The sequence below is a fragment of the Streptomyces sp. NPDC088097 genome, from assembly GCF_044741845.1.
Taxonomy (GTDB): domain Bacteria; phylum Actinomycetota; class Actinomycetes; order Streptomycetales; family Streptomycetaceae; genus Streptomyces.
Genome location: NZ_JBIUTJ010000007.1, coordinates 114,162 through 133,673, shown reverse-complemented (window position 1 = coordinate 133,673; position 19,512 = coordinate 114,162). Strand labels below are relative to the sequence as shown.

Genomic DNA, 19,512 nt, shown 5'->3' with positions numbered 1-19,512 from the left:
GCCCCGACCGGAGACGGTCGGAGCCCGCCCCGGCTGCGTTTTACCGGCCGCGGTCCAACTCGGCCGCGTACGGGGGCTCCGCGCCCGGCCGCGAACAGGTCAGCGCGGCCGCGCGGGCCGCGTAGGCCAGCGTCGCCGGCCAGTCCACCGCGTCCGGGCCGGCCGCGACCAGCCCTTGTAGCAGCGCCGCGTTGACGGTGTCCCCCGCGCCGATGGTGTCGGCGACGGTCACGGGCCGGGCCGCCTGCGTGTGCTCCTCGCCGCTCGCGGTCCACACCGTCAGCCCCGCCGCACCCCGGGTGAGCACCACGGCCGAAGGTCCCGCCGCGAGCCAGTCGTCGACCCGGCCGCCGATCCAGTCGGCGTCCTCCTGCGACAGCTTGAGCACCGACACGTAGGGCAGCCGCTCCAGGAAGCGCCTGCGGTAGGCGGCCGGGTCCGCGATCAGGGCCGGGCGGACGTTGGGGTCCACCAGCGTCGTCAACCCGCGCCGCGACTCCCGGCGCAGCAGGGCCTCGTACGCGCTCGCGCCCGGCTCCAACACCAGCGAGCACGTGCCGAGCGCGAGGGCCCGCGCCCCCGGCGGCAGGGCGGGCGGCAGGGTGAACAGCCGGTCGGCGGTGCCCTCGACGTAGAACCCGTACGCGGCCGAGCCGTCCGGGGCCAGCGAGGGCACGGCCAGGCTGGTCGGCTCCGGCCCGCGCCGCACCAGCGAGAGGTCCACCCCGGCGGCCCTCAACCCGGCCAGCAGCGCGTCCCCGAAGCCGTCCGTGGACACCCGGGAGCAGAAGGCGACCTCGGCCCCGAGTCGGCCGAGCGCCAGGGCGGTGTTGTAGGGGCCTCCGCCGGGCCGGGGCAGCAGCGCGCCCGCCGGCCGCTCCAGGGGCACGAGGTCGATCAGGGCTTCTCCGCCGACGACGATCACGCCGGGGAAGGTATCCCATCGAGGGGGCCTTCCGGGCCCCCGGTATCGTCGGCCGGGCCGAGCCCCCGTCGTCCCGTGCCAGGAGAACCGCATGTCCGCGTCGCAGTCCGCCGCCCGCCGTACCGTCCTCAAGGGCGCCGCCGCGCTCGCGGGGGTCGTGGGCGCCGGAGCGGGGCTCTCCGCCTGTTCCACCGAGACCAACAGCGGCGCAGGCGGCCCGGCCGTTCCGAAGGAGCCGGTGGACCTGGGCGCGGTCGGCGAGGTCCCGGTGGGCGGCGCGAAGCTGTTCCGCGAGCGCAAGCTCGTCGTCAGCTGCCCGGCGGCGGGGGAGTACAAGGCGTTCAGCGCCCAGTGCACGCATGCCGGCTGCATCCTGGACAAGATCGACGCGGGGGAGGGGAACTGCCCCTGCCACGGCAGCCGCTTCGACGTGGCCACCGGCAAGGTGCTGCGGGGCCCGGCCTCCGCCCCGCTGCCCGCCGTCCCGGTGAAGGCGGAGAACGGCCGGCTGATCGCGGGCTGATCGGCGGGTTGGCCGGCGGGTCGACCGTGCGCTGATCGCGGGTCGATCGGCGGGTTGACCGCCGGCTGCTCCCGGCTGGATCGGCGGCCCGTCGCGGGCCGGGGGCGTCCCGCGCGTCAGTCCCAGTCCCAGCCGATGCCGAGGATGCCCCGCCGGACCTCCCGCTCCACCAGGTGCACCGCCCGGTGCCGGCCGCTCGGGGTGAGGTCGGTCAAGTCCGTGCGCGGGCCGTTCGGGCCGGTGCGGCCGAAGCGGTGGCAGCGCACCGGCAGGGCCGCCTCGTCGAAGCGGACCTGGAGCATGTACTGGCCGCCCGCGTACACGAAGCCCCGTACGTACTCGGCGCTGCGCGGGCCCGTGCCGTCCTCGATCCCGTAGCCGAAGACGTACGTGTCCCCGCGCCGCAGCCGTGCGTCGAAGAGGAGTTCCGCGACCACCACCCCGGCCCCGGGGTGCCTGCGGACCCGGCCCGTGCGGCAGTTCTCGTACGCGGTCACCACCACCCGGTCCGCGTCGCACCCCGGATCGCCGTGGTGGACGGCGAGGTAGCGGTCGACCCCGTCGCGGTGGGCCCGGACGATCTGCTGGGACTCCCGGGAGCGCAGCTCCCCGCCGCCGCCGATGCGCACCCGCTCGTGGTGGCCGACGGAGTGGAGGCCGCCGTCGGCCGGCAGGTCCATCCCGTCGAGCAGTTCCTCCACGGCCGCGCCGACGCTCACCAGCGCCCGGTAGCGGCGGGCGGCGGGGCGGGCCGGCGCCCCGGTGGGCTCGGGGTCGGTGAGCAGCCGTAAGAGGGCCCCGTCGGGGAGTTCGAGGATCTGCTCCAGGGCGGAGACGGCCCGCAGGGACTCCGGCCGGTGGGGGCGCCGGGCGCCCTGTTGCCAGTAACTGAGGCTGGTGACCCCCACCTTGATCCCGCGCGCGGCGAGCCGGTGCTGGACCCGGTGCAGGGGGAGTCCGCGGGCGGCGAGGGCGGCGCGCAGGGCGAGGTGGAAGGGGCCGCCGCGCAGGAGCCGGCCCAGCTCCGTCGTCCCTGCCGGGCCCGCCGGGTCGCCGGTCGGCCGCATGGCGACTCCTCTGTGAACGTTCACACGCTCCGGTGTGGGGACCGGACGGCGCGCGCGGGGGACCGGGCGGAACGGCGGGAACCGTTCACACCCGGGCCCCACCGTTCACACCGCGACGTCACCGCGTATTGAAGCGTGTTGACCTGATCGCGACAACCGCCCCATGCTCCTCCACAGCGTCCGGACGCGCTCCTCCATCCCCCCACACCCCCCGGCCCCGCCGGGGGATCCCCACGCCTCGGGAGGAACGCGATGCGCCCAAGAAACCGGCGGCTCCCCCTCGCCGCCTTCGTCACCGCCCTGCTCCTCGCCCTGTCCCCGGGCATCGGCACCGCCACCGCCGCCGATGCCGGCGCCCGCTCCACCGCGGCCGTCACCACGGCGTCCGCCCCCGCCGCCCCCGCCGACCCGACCGCGTCCGCCCTGGCCTCGAAGCGCCTGAACCTCACGATGCAGGCGCAACAGAAGACCAACTGGTGCTGGGCCGCCGGCGGCAACACCATCGCCACCTGGTTCGGCCGCTCCTACAGCCAGAACCAGTTCTGCAACGCCGCCTTCAACCGTCAGCAGAACACCGAGTGCCCCAACAACCAGGCCAACCTGGGCAACGTCCAGACCGCCCTGCGCTGGGCCGGCATCAACTCCGGCAGCTACGTCACCGGCTGGCTCCAGTACTCCACCGTGCAGACCGAGATCAACGCCGACCGTCCCGTCGAGACCCGCATCCAGTGGTCCAACGGCGGGGGCCACATGCACGTGCTCTACGGCTACGACACCGCCAACAGCTGGGTCTACTGGGGCGACCCGTGGCCCTCCAGCGACCGCTACAACTGGGCCTCCCACGCCTGGTACGTGAACAACTCCACCTTCTCCTGGACCCACTCCCTCTACCGGATCGGGGCGTGACCGCCATGACCCCCGTACCCCAGCGCCCCTCCCTGAAGGCCGCCGCCGCCCTCGCCGCCGCGGGCGCCGCGCTCCTCGCCCTCGCCGGGCAGGCATCGGCCGACCCGGTGCCACAGCCCCGGACGGTCACCGCCGAGACCAGGGCGGCCGCCCACGGGGCCGTCGCCGCCCCGGACACCCTGGCCACCCTGTCCCGGTTCTTCGCCCGCGAGGGCAAGGTGTCCGTCGCCGCCGCGCGGCCCCGGGTCGAGGACGAGCTGATACCCGTGCACTACCTCTCCCCGGAGTTCGTCGCCGGGAAGGCCGGGGCGCCGGTGGCCCGCCTGGAGTTCCTCGCGGGCCGGGCCGTCTCCTCCGACGGCCAACAGGCCGCCCTGTGGACCGCGAAGACCGAGGCGGGCTGGCAGGTGGTGAACATAGCCACCGGCGACGACGAGTTCCGCTACGCCCGACTCGGCGCCGACAAACTGCCCGGGGGCACCGTCTTCCGCGAGCCCCAGATCGACGCCTGGTACGTGGCCGACGGCGGCCGGGTCCTCCCGCTGGACGAGGACGCCGTACGGGCCGTGGGCGACCGGGGCACGACCCTCGCCGCCTACCGCACCCGGGTGACCCGGGCCTACGGGGACAAGCTGCCCGGCTCCGCCTACGCCCGGGACGGCGCGGCGGGCGGCTTCGCGGAGCCCGCCGGTGAGGACTCCGGGGCGCCCGTCGGCCTCGTCGCCGCCGGGGCGGGGGCCCTCGCCCTCGGCGCCGTCGGATCCGTGGCACTCCTGCGCTCCCGCCGCCGCACGACGGCGTAGCCCCACCACCCCCGTCGGGGGCCCGGCCACCGCCAGGGGCCGGGCCCCCGACGGCCTGGGGGTACGGCCGCTTGTCGGTCGGCGCCAGTAGGGTGGACGCCATGGCCGACCCTTCCAGCTACCGTCCAGAACCCGGGCAGATCCCCGACTCCCCGGGGGTCTACAAGTTCCGCGACGCGCACCGCCGGGTGATCTACGTCGGGAAGGCCAAGAACCTGCGCCAACGCCTGGGGAGCTACTTCCAGGACGTCGCCAACCTGCACCCCCGCACGGCGACCATGGTGACCACCGCCGCCTCCGTCGAGTGGACGGTGGTCTCCACCGAGGTCGAGGCGCTCCAGCTCGAATACACGTGGATCAAGGAGTTCGACCCCCGGTTCAACGTCAAGTACCGGGACGACAAGAGCTACCCCTCCCTCGCCGTCACCCTGAACGAGGAGTACCCCCGGGTCCAGGTCATGCGCGGGCCCAAGAAGAAGGGCGTGCGCTACTTCGGACCGTACGGGCACGCCTGGGCCATCCGCGAGACCGTCGACCTGATGCTGCGGGTCTTCCCCGTCCGCACCTGCTCCGCCGGAGTGTTCAAGCGCTCCGCCCAGATCGGCCGCCCCTGCCTGCTGGGCTACATCGGGAAGTGCTCCGCGCCCTGCGTCGGCCGGGTCACCCCCGAGGAGCACCGTGAACTCGCCGAGGACTTCTGCGACTTCATGGCCGGCCGCACCGGGACCTACCTCACCCGCCTCGAACGGCAGATGCACGATGCCGCCGAGGAGATGGAGTACGAGAAGGCCGCCCGGCTGCGCGACGACATAGGGGCCCTGCGCCGGGCCATGGAGAAGAACGCCGTCGTCCTCACCGACGCCACCGACGCCGACCTGATCGCGGTCGCCGAGGACGAGCTCGAAGCCGCCGTGCAGATCTTCCACGTCCGCGGGGGACGCGTGCGCGGCCAGCGCGGCTGGGTCACCGACAAGGTCGAGGCCGTGGACACGGCCGGACTCGTGGAGCACGCCCTCCAGCAGCTCTACGGGGAGGAGAAGGGCGAGGCCGTCCCCAAGGAGGTGCTGGTCCCGGCGCTGCCCGAGGACACGGCCGCCCTGGGCCAGTGGCTGGCCGAGCGGCGCGGCTCCCAGGTCAGCCTGCGCATCCCGCAGCGCGGGGACAAGAAGGCCCTCATGGAGACCGTCCACCGCAACGCGCTGCAGTCCCTGGCCCTGCACAAGACCAAGCGGGCCAGCGACCTCACCACGCGTTCCCGCGCGCTGGAGGAGATCGCCGAGGCCCTGGAACTGGACGGGGCGCCCCTGCGCATCGAGTGCTTCGACATCTCCCACCTCCAGGGCGACGACGTGGTGGCCTCGATGGTGGTCTTCGAGGACGGTCTGGCCCGCAAGAGCGAGTACCGGCGCTTCCAGATCAAGTCGTTCGAGGGACAGGACGACGTCCGCTCCATGCACGAGGTGGTCTCCCGGCGCTTCCGCCGCTACCTCCAGGAGAAGCTCAAGACCGGCGAGTGGGCCCCGGAGGTCCCGGACGGCTCCGAGGTCCCGGACGGCTCCCAGGTCGCGGACGGCTCCGCGGTCCCGGCGACCGGAGCCCCGGCAGCCGCCGGGCCGCTCGCGAGCGGCCCCGTCTTCGAGGTCGACGACACGCCCGGGGACGATGGCCGGCCCAAGCGTTTCGCGTACCCCCCTCAGCTCGTCGTCGTCGACGGCGGGCAACCCCAGGTGGCCGCCGCCAAGCGCGCCCTGGAAGAGCTGGGTATCGACGACGTGGCCGTGTGCGGCCTGGCCAAGCGGCTGGAGGAGGTCTGGGTGCCCGGCGAGGACGACCCGGTCGTGCTGCCCCGCACCAGCGAGGGCCTCTACCTGCTCCAGCGCGTCCGTGACGAAGCCCACCGCTTCGCCATCCAGTACCAGCGCGGCAAGCGCGCCAAGCGCCTGAGGTCCGGGCCTTTGGACGAGGTGCCCGGCCTCGGCGAGAGCCGCAAGCTAGCCCTCGTCAAGCACTTCGGTTCGGTGAAGAAGCTGAGACAGGCGACAATCGACCAGATCTGCGAGGTCCCGGGCATAGGCCGCAAGACGGCCGAGACCGTGGCCGCGGCCCTCGCCCGCGCGGTCCCCGCCGGCCCTGCCGTCAACACGGCCACAGGAGAGATCATGGAGGACGAGACTCCCGCACCCGCGGGAGCGTCGTCCGAACGGGGGACCGAGCAATGACCGAGCACGAGTCCGATCGCAAGACCGAGCACGACCGAGACGGAGCACAGGTGAGTACGGGCACGACAGTGGAGCCCGGCGACAACGCCGAGGCCGCCATCCCCGAGCTGGTGATCATCTCCGGCATGTCCGGCGCCGGCCGCAGCACGGCGGCCAAGTGCCTGGAGGACCTCGGCTGGTTCGTCGTCGACAACCTGCCACCGGCGCTGATCCCCACCATGGTGGAGCTCGGCGCCCGCTCCCAGGGCAACGTGGCGCGCATCGCCGTCGTCGTCGACGTCCGCGGCCGGCAGTTCTTCGACGCCCTGCGCGAATCCCTCTCCGACCTCGACAGCAAGAGCGTCACCCGCCGCATCGTCTTCCTGGAGTCCTCCGACGACGCGCTGGTGCGCCGCTTCGAGTCGGTGCGCCGCCCGCACCCCCTCCAGGGCGACGGCCGCATCACCGACGGCATCGCCGCCGAGCGCGACCTGCTGCGCGAGCTGCGCGGCGACGCCGACCTCGTCATCGACACCTCCAGCCTGAACGTGCACGAACTGCGCGCCAAGATGGACGCCCAGTTCGCGGGCGACGAGGAGCCCGAGCTGCGGGCCACCGTCATGTCCTTCGGCTACAAGTACGGCCTCCCCGTGGACGCCGACCTCGTCGTCGACTGCCGCTTCATCCCCAACCCGCACTGGGTCCCCGAACTGCGCCCCTTCACCGGGCTCAACGAGGAGGTGTCGGGCTACGTGTTCAGCCAGCCCGGCGCCAAGGAGTTCCTCGACCGGTACACCGAGCTGCTCCAGCTCATCGCCACCGGCTACCGCCGCGAGGGCAAGCGGTACGTGACGATCGCCGTGGGCTGTACGGGTGGCAAGCACCGCAGCGTGGCGATGTCCGAGAAGCTCGCCGCCCGCCTCGCCTCCGAGGGAGTCGAGACCGTCGTCGTCCACAGGGACATGGGGCGCGAGTGACCGCTCGGACCCCGCGACTGAGCCGCCTGCGCCGCCTCACCCCGGGTCGGGGCGAGGACGGCGCGGGCCGCTCCGGCCGCCGGCGCGGCGCCGCGCCGAAGGTGGTCGCCCTCGGCGGCGGCCAGGGCCTGTCGGCCTCCCTCACCGCCCTGCGCCGCATCACCGGCGAGCTGACCGCGGTGGTCACCGTCGCCGACGACGGCGGCTCCAGCGGGCGCCTGCGCGAGGAGCTGGGCGTCCTGCCCCCGGGCGACCTGCGCAAGGCGCTGGCCGCGCTCTGCGGGGACGACGAATGGGGCCAGACCTGGGCCCGCGTCATCCAGCACCGCTTCCAGTCCCGCGGCGACCTGCACGAGCACGCGGTCGGCAACCTGCTGATCGTCGCCCTGTGGGAGCAGCTCGGCGACCCCGTGCAGGCCCTCGACCTGGTCGGGAGACTGCTGGGGGCGCACGGCCGGGTGCTGCCGATGTCGGCGGTCCCGCTGGAGCTCCAGGCCCTGGTCAAGGGCCACGATCCGGCGCGCCCGGACGACGTGGACACCGTACGGGGGCAGGCCACGGTGGCCCTGACGCCCGGTGAGGTGCTCTCCGTCCAGGTCGTGCCCGGGGACCCGCCCGCCGTGCCGGAGGCCGTCGCCGCCGTGCTCGACGCGGACTGGGTGGTGCTCGGTCCGGGGTCCTGGTTCTCGTCCGTCATCCCGCACCTGCTGGTGCCGGAACTGCTCGACGCGCTGATGGAGACCAAGGCCCGGCGGGTGCTCTCGCTGAACCTCGCTCCGCAGCCCGGCGAAACAGAGGGCTTCTCTCCGCAGCGTCATTTGGAGGTTTTGGCCCGACACGCCCCTAAACTCGCCCTGGACGTGGTGCTGGCCGACGAGGCCGCCGTGCCCGACCGCGAGTCACTCTCCGATGCCGCGAAACGGTTCGGTGCCGCGGTCGAGCTGGCGCCCGTGGCCAGGCAGGACGGCTCTCCGAAGCACGATCCGGAGCTGCTGGCCGCCGCGTACGACCGTATTTTTCGGATGCATGGAAGGATCGGCCCATGGCGATGACGCCCGCGGTGAAGGATGAGATTTCCCGCCTTCCCGTCACCCGGACCTGCTGCCGAAAGGCGGAGGTCTCCGCGATCCTCCGGTTCGCCGGAGGGCTGCACCTGGTGAGCGGCCGCATCGTCATCGAGGCGGAGCTGGACACCGGCGTCTCGGCGCGACGCTTGCGCAAGGACATCCTGGAGATCTTCGGCCACTCCTCCGACCTGGTCGTGATGGCCCCGGGCGGCCTGCGCCGGGGCAGCCGCTTCGTCGTGCGCGTCGTCGCGGGCGGCGACCAGCTCGCGCGCCAGACGGGCCTCGTGGACGGCCGGGGACGGCCGATCCGGGGCCTGCCCCCGCAGGTGGTCTCCGGGGCCACCTGTGACGCCGAGGCGGCGTGGCGCGGCGCCTTCCTGGCCCACGGCTCCCTCACCGAGCCGGGCCGGTCCTCCTCCCTGGAGGTCACCTGCCCCGGCCCCGAGGCCGCCCTGGCCCTGGTCGGCGCCGCCCGCAGGCTCTCCATCGCCGCGAAGGCGCGCGAGGTGCGCGGGGTGGACCGGGTCGTCGTACGGGACGGCGACGCCATCGGCGCCCTGCTGACCCGCCTCGGCGCCCACGACTCGGTGCTGAACTGGGAGGAGCGGCGGATGCGGCGCGAGGTGCGCGCCACCGCCAACCGCCTCGCCAACTTCGACGACGCCAACCTGCGCCGCTCGGCGCGGGCCGCGGTGGCGGCCGGAGCCCGGGTGCAGCGGGCGCTGGAGATCCTCGCCGAGGAGGTCCCCGAGCACCTCGCCGCCGCCGGCCGGCTGCGCATGGAGCACAAGCAGGCCTCCCTGGAGGAGCTGGGCGCCCTCGCCGACCCGCCGCTGACCAAGGACGCGGTCGCCGGCCGGATCCGGCGCCTGCTGGCGATGGCCGACAAGCGGGCGCAGGATCTCGGGATCCCGGGGACCGAGTCCAACCTGGACCTCAGCGAGGATCTGGTCGACAACTTGGTGGGCTGACGTTCGACCGCTCCACCGAAAGGGCCCGCGCGATCACTCGTGCGGGCCCTTTTCGGCCTGTTTCACCGCCGGGCCCATTGACATGAGCATGGACCGGTCGTGAGCCTGGCGTCCGCACGCTTTCGTGGCAGACGACGCCCAGGGGGGCACATGAGGCACCGCGCGAGATCGATCCTCGCCGCAAGCGCACTCGTCTTGGGAACCACACTGGCCGCGCTACCCGCGACGGCCCAGGCCCGGCCCGCGCCCGGCCCCACATCCGGGGCCGACGAGGTACGGGTCTACGACGCCGACATCACCCGGGAGCAGGTCCCGCTCGTCCTCGCCGCCGGCCAGGACGCCCACGAACTCGCCGAACGCGCTCCCGAGACGGGCACCGCGAAGGTGGAGCTCTTCCTGACGGGGGACCAGGCCGCTGGGCTGGCCGCCCAAGGGGTCGCGCTGGCCGAGCGCAAGGTCGCCGCCCAGGGACTGGCCCGCTCCAAGGCCGCCGGGGACGGGGTCTTCCGCCCGTACAGCGGCAAGGGCGGCCTCCAGGAGGAGATCCTGCGCACCGCGCAGGAGAACCCGGGGCTCACCAAGGTCGTCTCCATCGGCAAGACCGTCCAGGGCAAGGACATCCTCGCCCTCAAGGTCACCAAGGACGCCAAGAAGTCCCGGGACGGCGACAAGCCGTCCGTGCTCTACATGTCCAACCAGCACGCCCGCGAGTGGATCACCCCGGAGATGACCCGGCGGCTGATGCACCACACCCTGGACAACTACGGCAAGGACCAGCGGATCACCAAGCTGGTCGACTCCACGGAGCTGTGGTTCCTGCTCTCGGCCAACCCCGACGGCTACGACTACACCTTCACCGCGGACAGCGCGCGGCTGTGGCGCAAGAACATGCGCGACAACAACGGCGACGGCAAGACCACGGCCGTCGACGGGGTCGACCTGAACCGCAACTTCGCCTACAAGTGGGGCTACGACAACGAGGGTTCCTCCCCGAACCAGGCGAGCGAGACCTACCGCGGCCCGAAGGCCGCCTCCGAGCCGGAGACCACGGCCCTGGACCGGTTCGAGAAGCGGATCGGCTTCGACTACGCCATCAACTACCACTCCGCCTCCGAGCTGCTGCTCTACGGGGTCGGCTGGCAGGTGGCCACCCCGACCCCCGACGACGTGGCCTACAAGGCCCTGGCCGGAACCCCGGAGCACCCGGCGGTCCCCGGCTACTACCCGCAGCTCTCCTCGGAGCTGTACACGACCAACGGCGAGGCCGACGGGCACGCGGCCAACACCAACGGCGTCATGATGTTCACCCCGGAGATGACCACCTGCCAGACGGCCTCCGCGAGCGACCCGAACGACCAGTGGAAGCCGGAGGACTGCGCCTCCGGCTTCAACTTCCCGGACGACGAGAAGCTCGTCCAGGAGGAGTTCGCCAAGAACGTCCCCTTCGCGCTGTCCGTCGGCGAGAGCGCCGCGCACCCGGACAAGCCCAGCTCCTCCGTCGGCCTGAGCGCCGCCGACTTCACCGTGGACCCCTTCACCACCTCCTACGTGGCGCGGGGCGAGGACCAGACGGTCGCCGTCACCGCCCGCAAGGCGCTGAAGGACAAGCGGCTCAACTTCAAGGTCAACGGGGGCCGCACGCACGACGACGCGCTCAAGGCCTGGAAGGGCGGTGACGTCTACGGCGGCGAGGACAACAACTGGTTCGACGAGTACCGGGCCAAGGTGGACGGCACGAAGCCGGGCGACAAGGTCGAGGTCTGGTTCAGCGGCCGCGACCGCTCCGACCGGCAGGTCTCCAGCGAGCACTTCACGTACACCGTGGCCGAGCGCCCCGGCGCGGACGTCCTGGTGATCGCGGAGGAGGGTGCCAAGGCCCAGCAGGCGCAGACGTACGTGGACGCCCTGCGCGCCAACGGCAAGTCCGCGGCCGTGTGGGACGTCGCCGTCCAGGGCGCCCCGCACCACCTCGGGGTGCTCTCGCACTTCCGCACCGCCGTGCACTACACCGGGGCCAAGGCCCCGGGCGGCGAAACCCAGTTGGCCGTGCGCGACTTCCTCAACGAGGGCGGCAAGCTGATCGAGGCCGGGGAGCTGGCCGGTGGCCGCGCCCAGGTGGGCCGGGCCCTGACCGACGACTTCAGCCAGTACTTCCTGGGCGCCTACGGCCGCGCGAGCGTCTCCGGCCCCAGCGGCTTCACCGGCGCGGGAACCCTGAACGGCGCCAAGGGCGCACTCGGGGACGCGGCGGGCAACCCGCTCAACGCCCCCGGCGCGTACACGGTCACCTCCGACACCCTGCCCGCCGCGCAGTTCCCGCAGTTCAAGAGCGCGCAGGCGGGCCAGTACGCCGGCGTCGTGAACCCGTACGCGCCCTACGCGGGCACCTCGATGGCCTCGGCCCTGCACGACGACGACGACTGGAAGCGGCTCACGCGCACCATCGACCTCACCCAGGTCACGGCCGCGGACAAGCCGCAGTTGAAGACGGCCCTCAACTGGAACACCGAGGAGGGCTACGACCACGTCGCCCTGGAGGCCCGTACGGCCGGCGGCGACGACTGGACCACGCTGGCGGACGCGGGCGGTCTGAGCTCCACCACCGTCCCGGCCGAGTGCGAGGCCGGGTTCTTCGTGAACGACCACCCGTTCCTGCGTCACTACCTCACCCTCGACGGCGGCGGCTGCACCCCGCAGGGCACCAGCGGCACGTGGAACAGCTTCACGGGCTCCTCCGGTGGTTGGAAGCAGGTCTCCTTCGACCTGAGCGCCTACGCCGGCAAGACCGTCGAGGTGTCGCTCTCCTACATCACCGACCCCGGGTCGGGCGGTCGCGGAGTCTTCGCGGACGAGGCGCGCGTGAGCGTGGGCGGCGCGGACCAGGCCGTCGAGGGCTTCGAGACCTCTCTCGGAGCCTGGGCGGCCCAGGGCGCACCCGCCGGAAGTCCCGATGTTCCGGGAGATTGGTCCCGGTCGGGCGAACTGTTCAAGTCCTTCGCCTCGGTCACTACGCGTGACACCGTGCTCCTCGGCTTCGGACTCGAACACCTGCCGGCGGCGGCCGACCGAGCCGTACTGGTCGGTAAGGCGCTGCGGGCCCTGAACCACTGACCTGCGTCCCCGTCCCCCGTCACCCTCGGTGACGGGGGACAAAGTCCCCGAGGTCCCGTACCGCAGCGGCTGGTACCGGGCCTCGGGGCGTGTCAGGCCCCCGTCGATGTCACTCAAAAGCTCACGGAGAGGTAGGGTCGTAAGCGGTCGGGGACATCCCATACAGCTCGCCGGCGGACAGGCCGGCGCACCAACGAGGAGATCGGTTCGTGACGATCCGCGTAGGCATCAATGGTTTTGGCCGAATTGGCCGTAACTACTTCCGGGCGCTCCTGGAGCAGGGAGCGGACATCGAGATCGTCGGTGTCAACGACCTGACTGACAACGCGACCCTGGTGCATCTGCTCAAGTACGACACCATCCTGGGCCGCCTCAAGGCCGAGGTCTCCCACACCGCCGACACCATCACGGTGGACGGCAACACCTTCAAGACCTTCGCCGAGCGCGACCCCGCGAAGCTCCCCTGGGGCGAACTGGGCGCCGACATCGTCATCGAGTCGACCGGCATCTTCACCAAGAAGGCCGACGCCGCGAAGCACATCGCCGCGGGCGCGAAGAAGGTCCTCATCTCGGCTCCGGCCAAGGACGAGGACATCACGATCGTGATGGGCGTCAACCAGGACAAGTACGACGCGGCCAACCACCACGTCATCTCCAACGCCTCCTGCACCACCAACTGTGTGGCGCCGATGGCCAAGGTTCTCCTGGAGAACTTCGGCATCGTCAAGGGCATGATGACCACGGTCCACGCGTACACGAACGACCAGCGCATCCTGGACTTCCCGCACTCGGACCTGCGCCGCGCACGCGCCGCCGCCGAGAACATCATCCCGACCACCACCGGTGCCGCCAAGGCCACCGCGCTGGTGATCCCGGAGCTGGCGGGCAAGCTCGACGGCATCGCGATGCGCGTCCCGGTCCCCACCGGTTCCGTGACCGACCTGGTCATCGAGCTGGAGCGCGAGGTGACCAAGGACGAGGTCAACGCCGCCTTCCAGAAGGCCGCCGAGGGCCAGCTCAAGGGCATCCTCGACTACACCGAGGACGCGATCGTCTCTTCCGACATCGTGAACTGGCCGGCCTCCTGCACCTTCGACTCCTCCCTGACCATGGTCCAGGGCAAGAGCGTCAAGGTCATCGGCTGGTACGACAACGAGTGGGGCTACTCCAACCGCCTCGTCGACCTGACCGTCTTCGTCGGCGGGCAGCTCTAAGCACCACGTAGGGCAAGGCAGGATGTGAGCACAGGGTCCGGGCAGCGCGACGATGCGCCGCACGGGCCCTGTGGCTTGCCTCCCGCCGCTCGCCCGGCTGGGAACCGACCCCCGCACGGGGACAAGGAGTAGGGAACACATGAAGACGATCGACGAACTTCTCGCCGAAGGCGTGGCCGGCAAGCGGGTCTTCGTCCGCGCCGACCTCAACGTGCCGCTCTCGAACGGCAAGATCACCGACGACGGGCGCATCCGCGCCGTGCAGCCGACCATCGCGAAGCTCGCCGAGTCCGGCGCCCGCGTGATCGTGGCCTCGCACCTCGGCCGCCCCAAGGGCGAGCCCGACCCGGCCTTCTCGCTCGCCCCGGCGGCCAAGCGACTCGGTGAACTGCTCGGCACGGACGTGGCGTTCGCCACCGACACCGTCGGCTCCTCCGCCAAGGCGACCGTCGAGGCACTCGCCGACGGTCAGGTCGCCGTCATCGAGAACCTGCGCTTCAACGCCGGTGAGACCGCCAAGGACGACGCCGAGCGCGGCGCCTTCGCGGACCAGCTCGCCGAGCTGGCCGACGTCTACGTCGGCGACGGCTTCGGCGCTGTCCACCGCAAGCACGCCTCGGTCTTCGACCTGCCCGCGCGCCTCCCGCACGCGGCCGGTTACCTCATCGCCACCGAGGTCGGCGTCCTGCAGAAGCTCACCGCCGACGTCAAGCGCCCGTACGTGGTCGTCCTCGGCGGCGCCAAGGTCTCCGACAAGCTCGCCGTCATCGACGAGCTGCTCGGCAAGGCCGACCGCATCCTCATCGGCGGCGGCATGGCCTACACCTTCCTCAAGGCCCTGGGCCACGAGGTCGGCATCTCCCTCCTGCAGGAGGACCAGATCCCGAAGGTCACCGAGTACATGGAGCGCGCCAAGGCGACCGGCGTCGAGCTGGTCCTCCCGGTCGACGTGCTGGTCTCCAAGGACTTCCCCGACCTGAAGACCAAGGCCCCGGCCGACTTCGAGACCGTCGACGCGGACAAGATCCCCGCCGACCAGGAGGGCCTGGACATCGGCCCCAAGACGCGTGAGCTGTACGCCTCGAAGATCACGGACGCCGAGACCGTCTTCTGGAACGGCCCCGTGGGCGTCTTCGAGCACCCCGACTACGCGGGCGGCACCTCGGCGATCGCGCAGGCGCTCCTGGACAGCAACGCCTTCACCGTCGTCGGCGGCGGCGACAGCGCCGCCTCCGTCCGCATCCTGGGCTTCGACGAGAACGCCTTCGGTCACATTTCCACCGGTGGCGGCGCCAGCCTCGAATACCTCGAAGGCAAGACGCTCCCCGGCCTCGCCGCCCTGGAGGGCTGAACCCCTATGTCTGCTGCTGTCAACGGCCGCACCCCGCTGATGGCGGGCAACTGGAAGATGAACCTCAACCACCTTGAGGCCATCGCCCACACCCAGAAGCTCGCCTTCTCCTTCGCCGACAAGGACTTCGACGCCGTCGAGGTCGCGGTGCTCGTCCCCTTCGTCGACCTGCGCTCGGTGCAGACCCTCGTCGAGGCCGACAAGCTGAAGATCAAGTACGGCGCCCAGGACATCTCGGCGCACGACTCCGGTGCCTACACGGGCGAGATCTCCGGCCCGATGCTGGCCAAGCTCGGCTGCGCCTTCGTCGCCGTCGGCCACAGCGAGCGCCGCCAGTACCACGGCGAGAACGACGAGATCTGCAACGCCAAGGTCAAGGCCGCCTTCAAGTACGGGATCACCCCGATCCTGTGCGTCGGCGAGGGCCTGGAGATCCGCAAGGCCGGCGACCAGGTCGCGCACACGCTGGCGCAGGTCGACGGCGGTCTCAAGGACATCACGGCCGAGCAGGCCGAGACCATCGTGATCGCCTACGAGCCCGTCTGGGCCATCGGGACCGGCGAGGTCGCCACCCCCGACGACGCCCAGGAGGTCTGCGGGGCCATCCGCGGCCGGCTGGCCGAGCTGTACTCCCAGGAGCTGGCCGACAAGGTCCGCATCCAGTACGGCGGCTCCGTGAAGTCCGGCAACATCGCCGCGATCATGGCCCAGCCCGACGTCGACGGCGCCCTCGTCGGCGGCGCGGCGCTGGACGTGGACGAGTTCGTCAAGATCGTCCGCTTCCGCGACCAGTGAGTATGCGGTAGGGCCGATCCGTCGTACCCTTGCGGGGGCCGGGGCTGCACGCGCAGCGTCGGCCCCCGCGCCCCTTTCCGCGCGGCGGCGGAACACCGCAAGCCCTGAATGCCCAGAAGGCCCAGAAAGTAGGAATCAGCCGTGATTATGGGGTTCTCGATCGCCCTGGTCGTCTTCAGCGCCCTGATGATGCTTCTCGTGCTGATGCACAAGGGCAAGGGCGGCGGCCTTTCCGACATGTTCGGTGGCGGCATGCAGTCCTCGGTCGGCGGTTCCTCCGTGGCCGAGCGCAACCTCGACCGCATCACCGTCGTGATCGGGCTCCTGTGGTTCGCCTGCATCGTGGTGCTCGGCCTGCTCTCGAAGTCCGCGACCTGACGGTTTCGGCCATTTCGGCGGTCCGGTCGGCTCCCTCCTGCCTATCATGAGGTCCTGCGTTCACGGCTGGAGCGAGTAACTCCGGTTGCTGGACGCGCGTTGGGCCTTCCGTAGACTGGGGCGCCCGCAGCGGACACCCCCTCACGCTCCGCGGCACCATCACGCAGGGAGTTACGACCGTGGCAAGTGGCAACGCGATTCGTGGTAGTCGGGTCGGAGCCGGGCCGATGGGCGAGGCCGAGCGCGGTGAATCCGCGCCCCGCCTGCGCATCTCCTTCTGGTGCTCGAACGGGCACGAGACGGTGCCGAGCTTCGCCAGCGACGCCCAGGTGCCGGACACCTGGGACTGCCCTCGCTGCGGGTTCCCGGCCGGTCAGGACCGGGACAACCCGCCCGCGCCGCCGCGGACCGAGCCGTACAAGACCCACCTCGCCTACGTCCGGGAGCGCCGCACCGACGCCGACGGCGAGGCGATCCTCGCCGAGGCCCTCGCCAAGCTGCGCGGCGAGATCTGAGCCTCGTCCGAGGCGGTGTCACCCTCAAGAGTGAGTCAGGGCCCGGCCCGTGGGAGAACGAATCCTGCGGGCCGGGCCTTTTGCTGTCCTTCGTCCCCCTTCCGATCCCTTAGGTTGGGACGCGGCGGGGCACGACAGGACGGAAGAAGTGGGTTGATGTCCGAGATGAACGCAGACACCCGTACGAGGCTCAACCGGACGCCCGAGTGGATCGCCCTCGGCAAGCACCGGGACGAGCTGGGGAAGACGCATCTGCGGGAGCTGTTCGAGAAGGACCCGGACCGGGGCACCGGCTACACCCTGCGGGTGGGCGACCTGCACATCGACTACTCGAAGCACCTCGTCACCGACGAGACGCTCGCGCTGCTGCGCGAACTGGCCTCGGCGACGGGCGTGGCCGAGCTGCGGGACGCGATGTTCCGCGGCGAGAAGATCAACACGACGGAGGACCGCGCGGTCCTCCACACGGCGCTGCGGGCGCCGAAGGGCGCCGTCGTCAAGGTGGACGGCGAGAACGTGGTCCCGGAGGTGCACGCGGTCCTCGACAAGATGGCGGCCTTCTCCCGCCAGGTCAGGTCGGGGGAGTGGACCGGCTTCACCGGCCGGCGCATCAAGAACGTGGTCAACATCGGCATCGGTGGCTCCGACCTGGGCCCGGCGATGGCGTACGAGGCCCTGCGGGCCTTCACCGACCGGGAGTTGACCCTGCGGTTCGTGTCCAACGTGGACGGCGCGGACCTGCACGAGGCGGTGCGCGACCTGGACCCGGCGCAGACGCTGTTCATCATCGCCTCCAAGACCTTCACCACCATCGAGACCATCACCAACGCCACCTCGGCGCGCGGTTGGCTGCTCGACGGGCTGGGCGGCGACCAGGCCGCCGTGGCACGGCACTTCGTGGCGCTGTCGACCAACTCCGAGAAGGTCACGGACTTCGGCATCGATCCGGCCAACATGTTCGAGTTCTGGGACTGGGTCGGAGGCCGCTACTCCTTCGACTCGGCCATCGGCCTCTCCCTGATGATCGCGATCGGCCCGGACGCCTTCCACGAACTCCTGGCCGGCTTCCACGCGATGGACGAGCACTTCCGCACCGCGCCGCCGGAGGCGAACGCGCCCTTCCTGATGGGCCTGTTGGGCGTTTGGTACGGCGGGTTCTTCGACGCGCAGTCGCACGCGGTGCTCCCCTACAGCCATTACCTCTCGCGCTTCACCGCGTACTTGCAGCAGCTGGACATGGAGTCCAACGGCAAGTCCGTGGACCGGGACGGGAAGCCGGTCGACTGGCAGACCGGCCCGGTGGTCTGGGGCACCCCGGGCACCAACGGACAGCACGCCTACTACCAGCTGCTCCACCAGGGCACTCGGGTGATCCCGGCGGACTTCATCGGCTTCGCCCGGCCGGTGGCCGAGCTGGAGCCGGCCCTGGAGGCCCAACACGACCTGCTGATGGCGAACTTCTTCGCGCAGACGCAGGCGCTGGCCTTCGGCAAGACGGCCGACGAGGTCCGCGCGGAGGGCGTCCCCGAGGAGCTCGTCCCGCACAAGACCTTCCAGGGCAACCACCCGACGACGACCATCCTCGTCGACGAACTGACCCCGGGCGTCCTGGGCCGGCTCATCGCCCTCTACGAGCACAAGGTGTTCGTCCAGGGCGCGGTGTGGAACATCGACTCCTTCGACCAGTGGGGCGTGGAACTCGGCAAGGTGCTGGCCAAGCGCCTGGAGCCGGCCCTGGTGGACGGCTCGGACGTGGACAACCTCGACCCGTCCACGCGGGCGCTGGTGGCCAGGTACCGCGAGCTGCGGGGTCGCTGACCGCGACGGACGGACATGAGCGCGTGAGCGCCCCGCACCGCCACGGTGCGGGGCGCTCACGCGCGTCGGCGTCGGTCGGCGCCGGCTCGGACCCGCCCTAGGCCGGCGGGTACAGACCGGACGGGAGGCGGGCCGCCGCCGCGCGGTCCAGGAGCCACAGGGTGCGGCTGCGGCCGTGGGCGGCCGCGGCCGGTGCCTGGACCTCGCCCGCGCCGCCGAGGGCGATGGCCACGGCCGCGGCCTTGTCCTCGCCGGCGGCCAGCAGCCAGACCTCGCGCGCCACGCGGATCGCCGGGAGGGTCAGCGAGACCCGGGTGGGCGGCGGCTTGGGCGCGCCGTGCACGCCGACCACGGTGCGCTCGGTCTCGCGCGAGGCCGGGTGCTCGGGGAACAGGGAGGCCACGTGCGTGTCGGGGCCCACGCCCAGCATGAGCACGTCGAAGGTGGGGACCGGGCCGTGGTCCTCGGGACGGGAGGCCGCGCGCAGTTCCTCGGCGTACGCCGCCGCGGCGGCGTCCACGTCCTCGCCGTACGGGCCGTCGGAGGCGGGCATCACGTGCACGCGGGCCGGGTCCACCGGGACGGAGTCCAGGAGGGCCTCGCGGGCCTGGGTGTGGTTGCGTTCGGGGTCGTCGGCGGGGACGTAGCGCTCGTCGCCCCACCAGAGGTCCAGGCGGGACCAGTCGATCGCGTCCCGCGCCGGGGCCGCGGCGAGCGCCGCGAGGAGGCCGTTGCCGTTGCGGCCGCCGGTCAGGACCACGGACGCGGTGCCGCGGGCCGCTTGGGCGTCCACGACCTTCGTGATCAGCCGGGCGGCGGTGGCCTGGGCCATCAGCTCCTTGTCCCGGTGGACGACGACCTGGGGAGTCGTCATACCCATGTGCTGCCGCCTT

General features: G+C 71.8%; 17 protein-coding genes. 14 read left to right on the top strand and 3 right to left on the bottom strand.

The annotated features are described in order from the left end of the window. Positions 1-40: 40 nt before the first annotated feature. Entirely contained in the window at positions 41-925 is an 885-nt protein-coding gene (locus tag ACIOD1_RS21835; protein ID WP_401904022.1) for a carbohydrate kinase, read from the bottom strand. A gap of 91 nt (positions 926-1,016) precedes the next feature. On the opposite strand from ACIOD1_RS21835, the gene ACIOD1_RS21830 reads away from it, so the two are divergent. After that, on the top strand, positions 1,017-1,448 hold the full coding sequence (locus tag ACIOD1_RS21830) for a Rieske (2Fe-2S) protein (protein ID WP_401904021.1): 432 nt from the start codon (positions 1,017-1,019) through the stop codon (positions 1,446-1,448). 116 nt (positions 1,449-1,564) lie between these two features. Here the strand turns inward: ACIOD1_RS21830 and ACIOD1_RS21825 are convergent, their stop codons facing one another. Next, on the bottom strand, positions 1,565-2,515 hold the full coding sequence (locus ACIOD1_RS21825; RefSeq protein WP_365624060.1) for a hypothetical protein: 951 nt from the start codon (positions 2,513-2,515) through the stop codon (positions 1,565-1,567). Positions 2,516-2,767: 252 nt separating this feature from the next. Between ACIOD1_RS21825 and ACIOD1_RS21820 the strand changes: the two genes are divergently transcribed. The 13 genes from ACIOD1_RS21820 (at position 2,768) to pgi (ending at position 18,619) form a co-directional block, all read left to right on the top strand. Then, on the top strand, positions 2,768-3,421 hold the full coding sequence (locus tag ACIOD1_RS21820; protein WP_365624058.1) for a papain-like cysteine protease family protein: 654 nt from the start codon (positions 2,768-2,770) through the stop codon (positions 3,419-3,421). A gap of 5 nt (positions 3,422-3,426) precedes the next feature. Further along, entirely contained in the window at positions 3,427-4,224 is a 798-nt protein-coding gene (locus ACIOD1_RS21815; protein WP_365624139.1) for a hypothetical protein, read from the top strand. Positions 4,225-4,325: 101 nt separating this feature from the next. Beyond that, positions 4,326-6,443 carry an excinuclease ABC subunit UvrC gene (gene uvrC, locus ACIOD1_RS21810; protein WP_401904018.1) on the top strand — a complete coding sequence of 706 codons (2,118 nt, stop codon included), beginning with the start codon at positions 4,326-4,328 and terminating at the stop codon, positions 6,441-6,443. Next, entirely contained in the window at positions 6,440-7,399 is a 960-nt protein-coding gene (rapZ, locus tag ACIOD1_RS21805) for an RNase adapter RapZ (protein WP_365624054.1), read from the top strand. Before uvrC ends, rapZ begins: the two co-directional genes overlap by 4 nt. Next, complete coding sequence (gene yvcK, locus ACIOD1_RS21800; RefSeq protein WP_365624052.1) at positions 7,396-8,451, top strand: uridine diphosphate-N-acetylglucosamine-binding protein YvcK; 1,056 nt, start codon at positions 7,396-7,398, stop codon at positions 8,449-8,451. Before rapZ ends, yvcK begins: the two co-directional genes overlap by 4 nt. After that, the gene (gene whiA / locus ACIOD1_RS21795; RefSeq protein WP_365624050.1) at positions 8,442-9,437 is read left to right on the top strand and encodes a DNA-binding protein WhiA; all 996 of its coding nucleotides are present in this window, start codon (positions 8,442-8,444) and stop codon (positions 9,435-9,437) included. Before yvcK ends, whiA begins: the two co-directional genes overlap by 10 nt. A gap of 150 nt (positions 9,438-9,587) precedes the next feature. Continuing rightward, positions 9,588-12,548 (top strand): M14 family zinc carboxypeptidase, encoded by a 2,961-nt coding sequence (locus ACIOD1_RS21790; protein ID WP_401904013.1) that lies wholly within the window; start codon positions 9,588-9,590, stop codon positions 12,546-12,548. A 209-nt stretch (positions 12,549-12,757) separates the two neighbouring features. Further along, positions 12,758-13,762 carry a type I glyceraldehyde-3-phosphate dehydrogenase gene (gap, locus tag ACIOD1_RS21785; protein ID WP_365624048.1) on the top strand — a complete coding sequence of 335 codons (1,005 nt, stop codon included), beginning with the start codon at positions 12,758-12,760 and terminating at the stop codon, positions 13,760-13,762. Between the two features lie 139 nt (positions 13,763-13,901). Next, on the top strand, positions 13,902-15,113 hold the full coding sequence (locus tag ACIOD1_RS21780; protein ID WP_365624047.1) for a phosphoglycerate kinase: 1,212 nt from the start codon (positions 13,902-13,904) through the stop codon (positions 15,111-15,113). Positions 15,114-15,119: 6 nt separating this feature from the next. Continuing rightward, positions 15,120-15,908, top strand: a complete 789-nt coding sequence (tpiA, locus tag ACIOD1_RS21775) for a triose-phosphate isomerase (RefSeq protein WP_365624046.1) — start codon at positions 15,120-15,122, stop codon at positions 15,906-15,908. Positions 15,909-16,055: 147 nt separating this feature from the next. Continuing rightward, positions 16,056-16,286 carry a preprotein translocase subunit SecG gene (gene secG, locus ACIOD1_RS21770; protein ID WP_365624137.1) on the top strand — a complete coding sequence of 77 codons (231 nt, stop codon included), beginning with the start codon at positions 16,056-16,058 and terminating at the stop codon, positions 16,284-16,286. Between the two features lie 179 nt (positions 16,287-16,465). Further along, on the top strand, positions 16,466-16,801 hold the full coding sequence (locus tag ACIOD1_RS21765) for an RNA polymerase-binding protein RbpA (protein WP_365624045.1): 336 nt from the start codon (positions 16,466-16,468) through the stop codon (positions 16,799-16,801). A gap of 165 nt (positions 16,802-16,966) precedes the next feature. Further along, complete coding sequence (pgi, locus tag ACIOD1_RS21760) at positions 16,967-18,619, top strand: glucose-6-phosphate isomerase (protein ID WP_401904219.1); 1,653 nt, start codon at positions 16,967-16,969, stop codon at positions 18,617-18,619. A gap of 97 nt (positions 18,620-18,716) precedes the next feature. On the opposite strand, the gene pgl is transcribed toward pgi, so the two are convergent. Continuing rightward, positions 18,717-19,493: a 6-phosphogluconolactonase gene (gene pgl, locus ACIOD1_RS21755; RefSeq protein WP_401904010.1), complete on the bottom strand. Its 777-nt coding sequence runs from the start codon at positions 19,491-19,493 to the stop codon at positions 18,717-18,719. Between the last annotated feature and the right edge of the window lie 19 nt (positions 19,494-19,512).

Excerpts from the sequence above, each read along its gene's own strand:
- ACIOD1_RS21830 (WP_401904021.1), top strand. The coding sequence starts at position 1,017 with ATGTCCGCGTCGCAGTCCGCCGCCCGCCGTACCGTCCTCAAGGGCGCC.
- ACIOD1_RS21825 (WP_365624060.1), bottom strand. The coding sequence starts at position 2,515 with ATGCGGCCGACCGGCGACCCGGCGGGCCCGGCAGGGACGACGGAGCTG.
- ACIOD1_RS21820 (WP_365624058.1), top strand. The coding sequence starts at position 2,768 with ATGCGCCCAAGAAACCGGCGGCTCCCCCTCGCCGCCTTCGTCACCGCC.
- ACIOD1_RS21815 (WP_365624139.1), top strand. The coding sequence starts at position 3,427 with ATGACCCCCGTACCCCAGCGCCCCTCCCTGAAGGCCGCCGCCGCCCTC.
- uvrC (WP_401904018.1), top strand. The coding sequence starts at position 4,326 with ATGGCCGACCCTTCCAGCTACCGTCCAGAACCCGGGCAGATCCCCGAC.
- rapZ (WP_365624054.1), top strand. The coding sequence starts at position 6,440 with ATGACCGAGCACGAGTCCGATCGCAAGACCGAGCACGACCGAGACGGA.
- whiA (WP_365624050.1), top strand. The coding sequence starts at position 8,442 with ATGGCGATGACGCCCGCGGTGAAGGATGAGATTTCCCGCCTTCCCGTC.
- ACIOD1_RS21790 (WP_401904013.1), top strand. The coding sequence starts at position 9,588 with ATGAGGCACCGCGCGAGATCGATCCTCGCCGCAAGCGCACTCGTCTTG.
- ACIOD1_RS21780 (WP_365624047.1), top strand. The coding sequence starts at position 13,902 with ATGAAGACGATCGACGAACTTCTCGCCGAAGGCGTGGCCGGCAAGCGG.
- tpiA (WP_365624046.1), top strand. The coding sequence starts at position 15,120 with ATGTCTGCTGCTGTCAACGGCCGCACCCCGCTGATGGCGGGCAACTGG.
- secG (WP_365624137.1), top strand. The coding sequence starts at position 16,056 with ATGGGGTTCTCGATCGCCCTGGTCGTCTTCAGCGCCCTGATGATGCTT.
- pgi (WP_401904219.1), top strand. The coding sequence starts at position 16,967 with ATGAACGCAGACACCCGTACGAGGCTCAACCGGACGCCCGAGTGGATC.
- pgl (WP_401904010.1), bottom strand. The coding sequence starts at position 19,493 with ATGACGACTCCCCAGGTCGTCGTCCACCGGGACAAGGAGCTGATGGCC.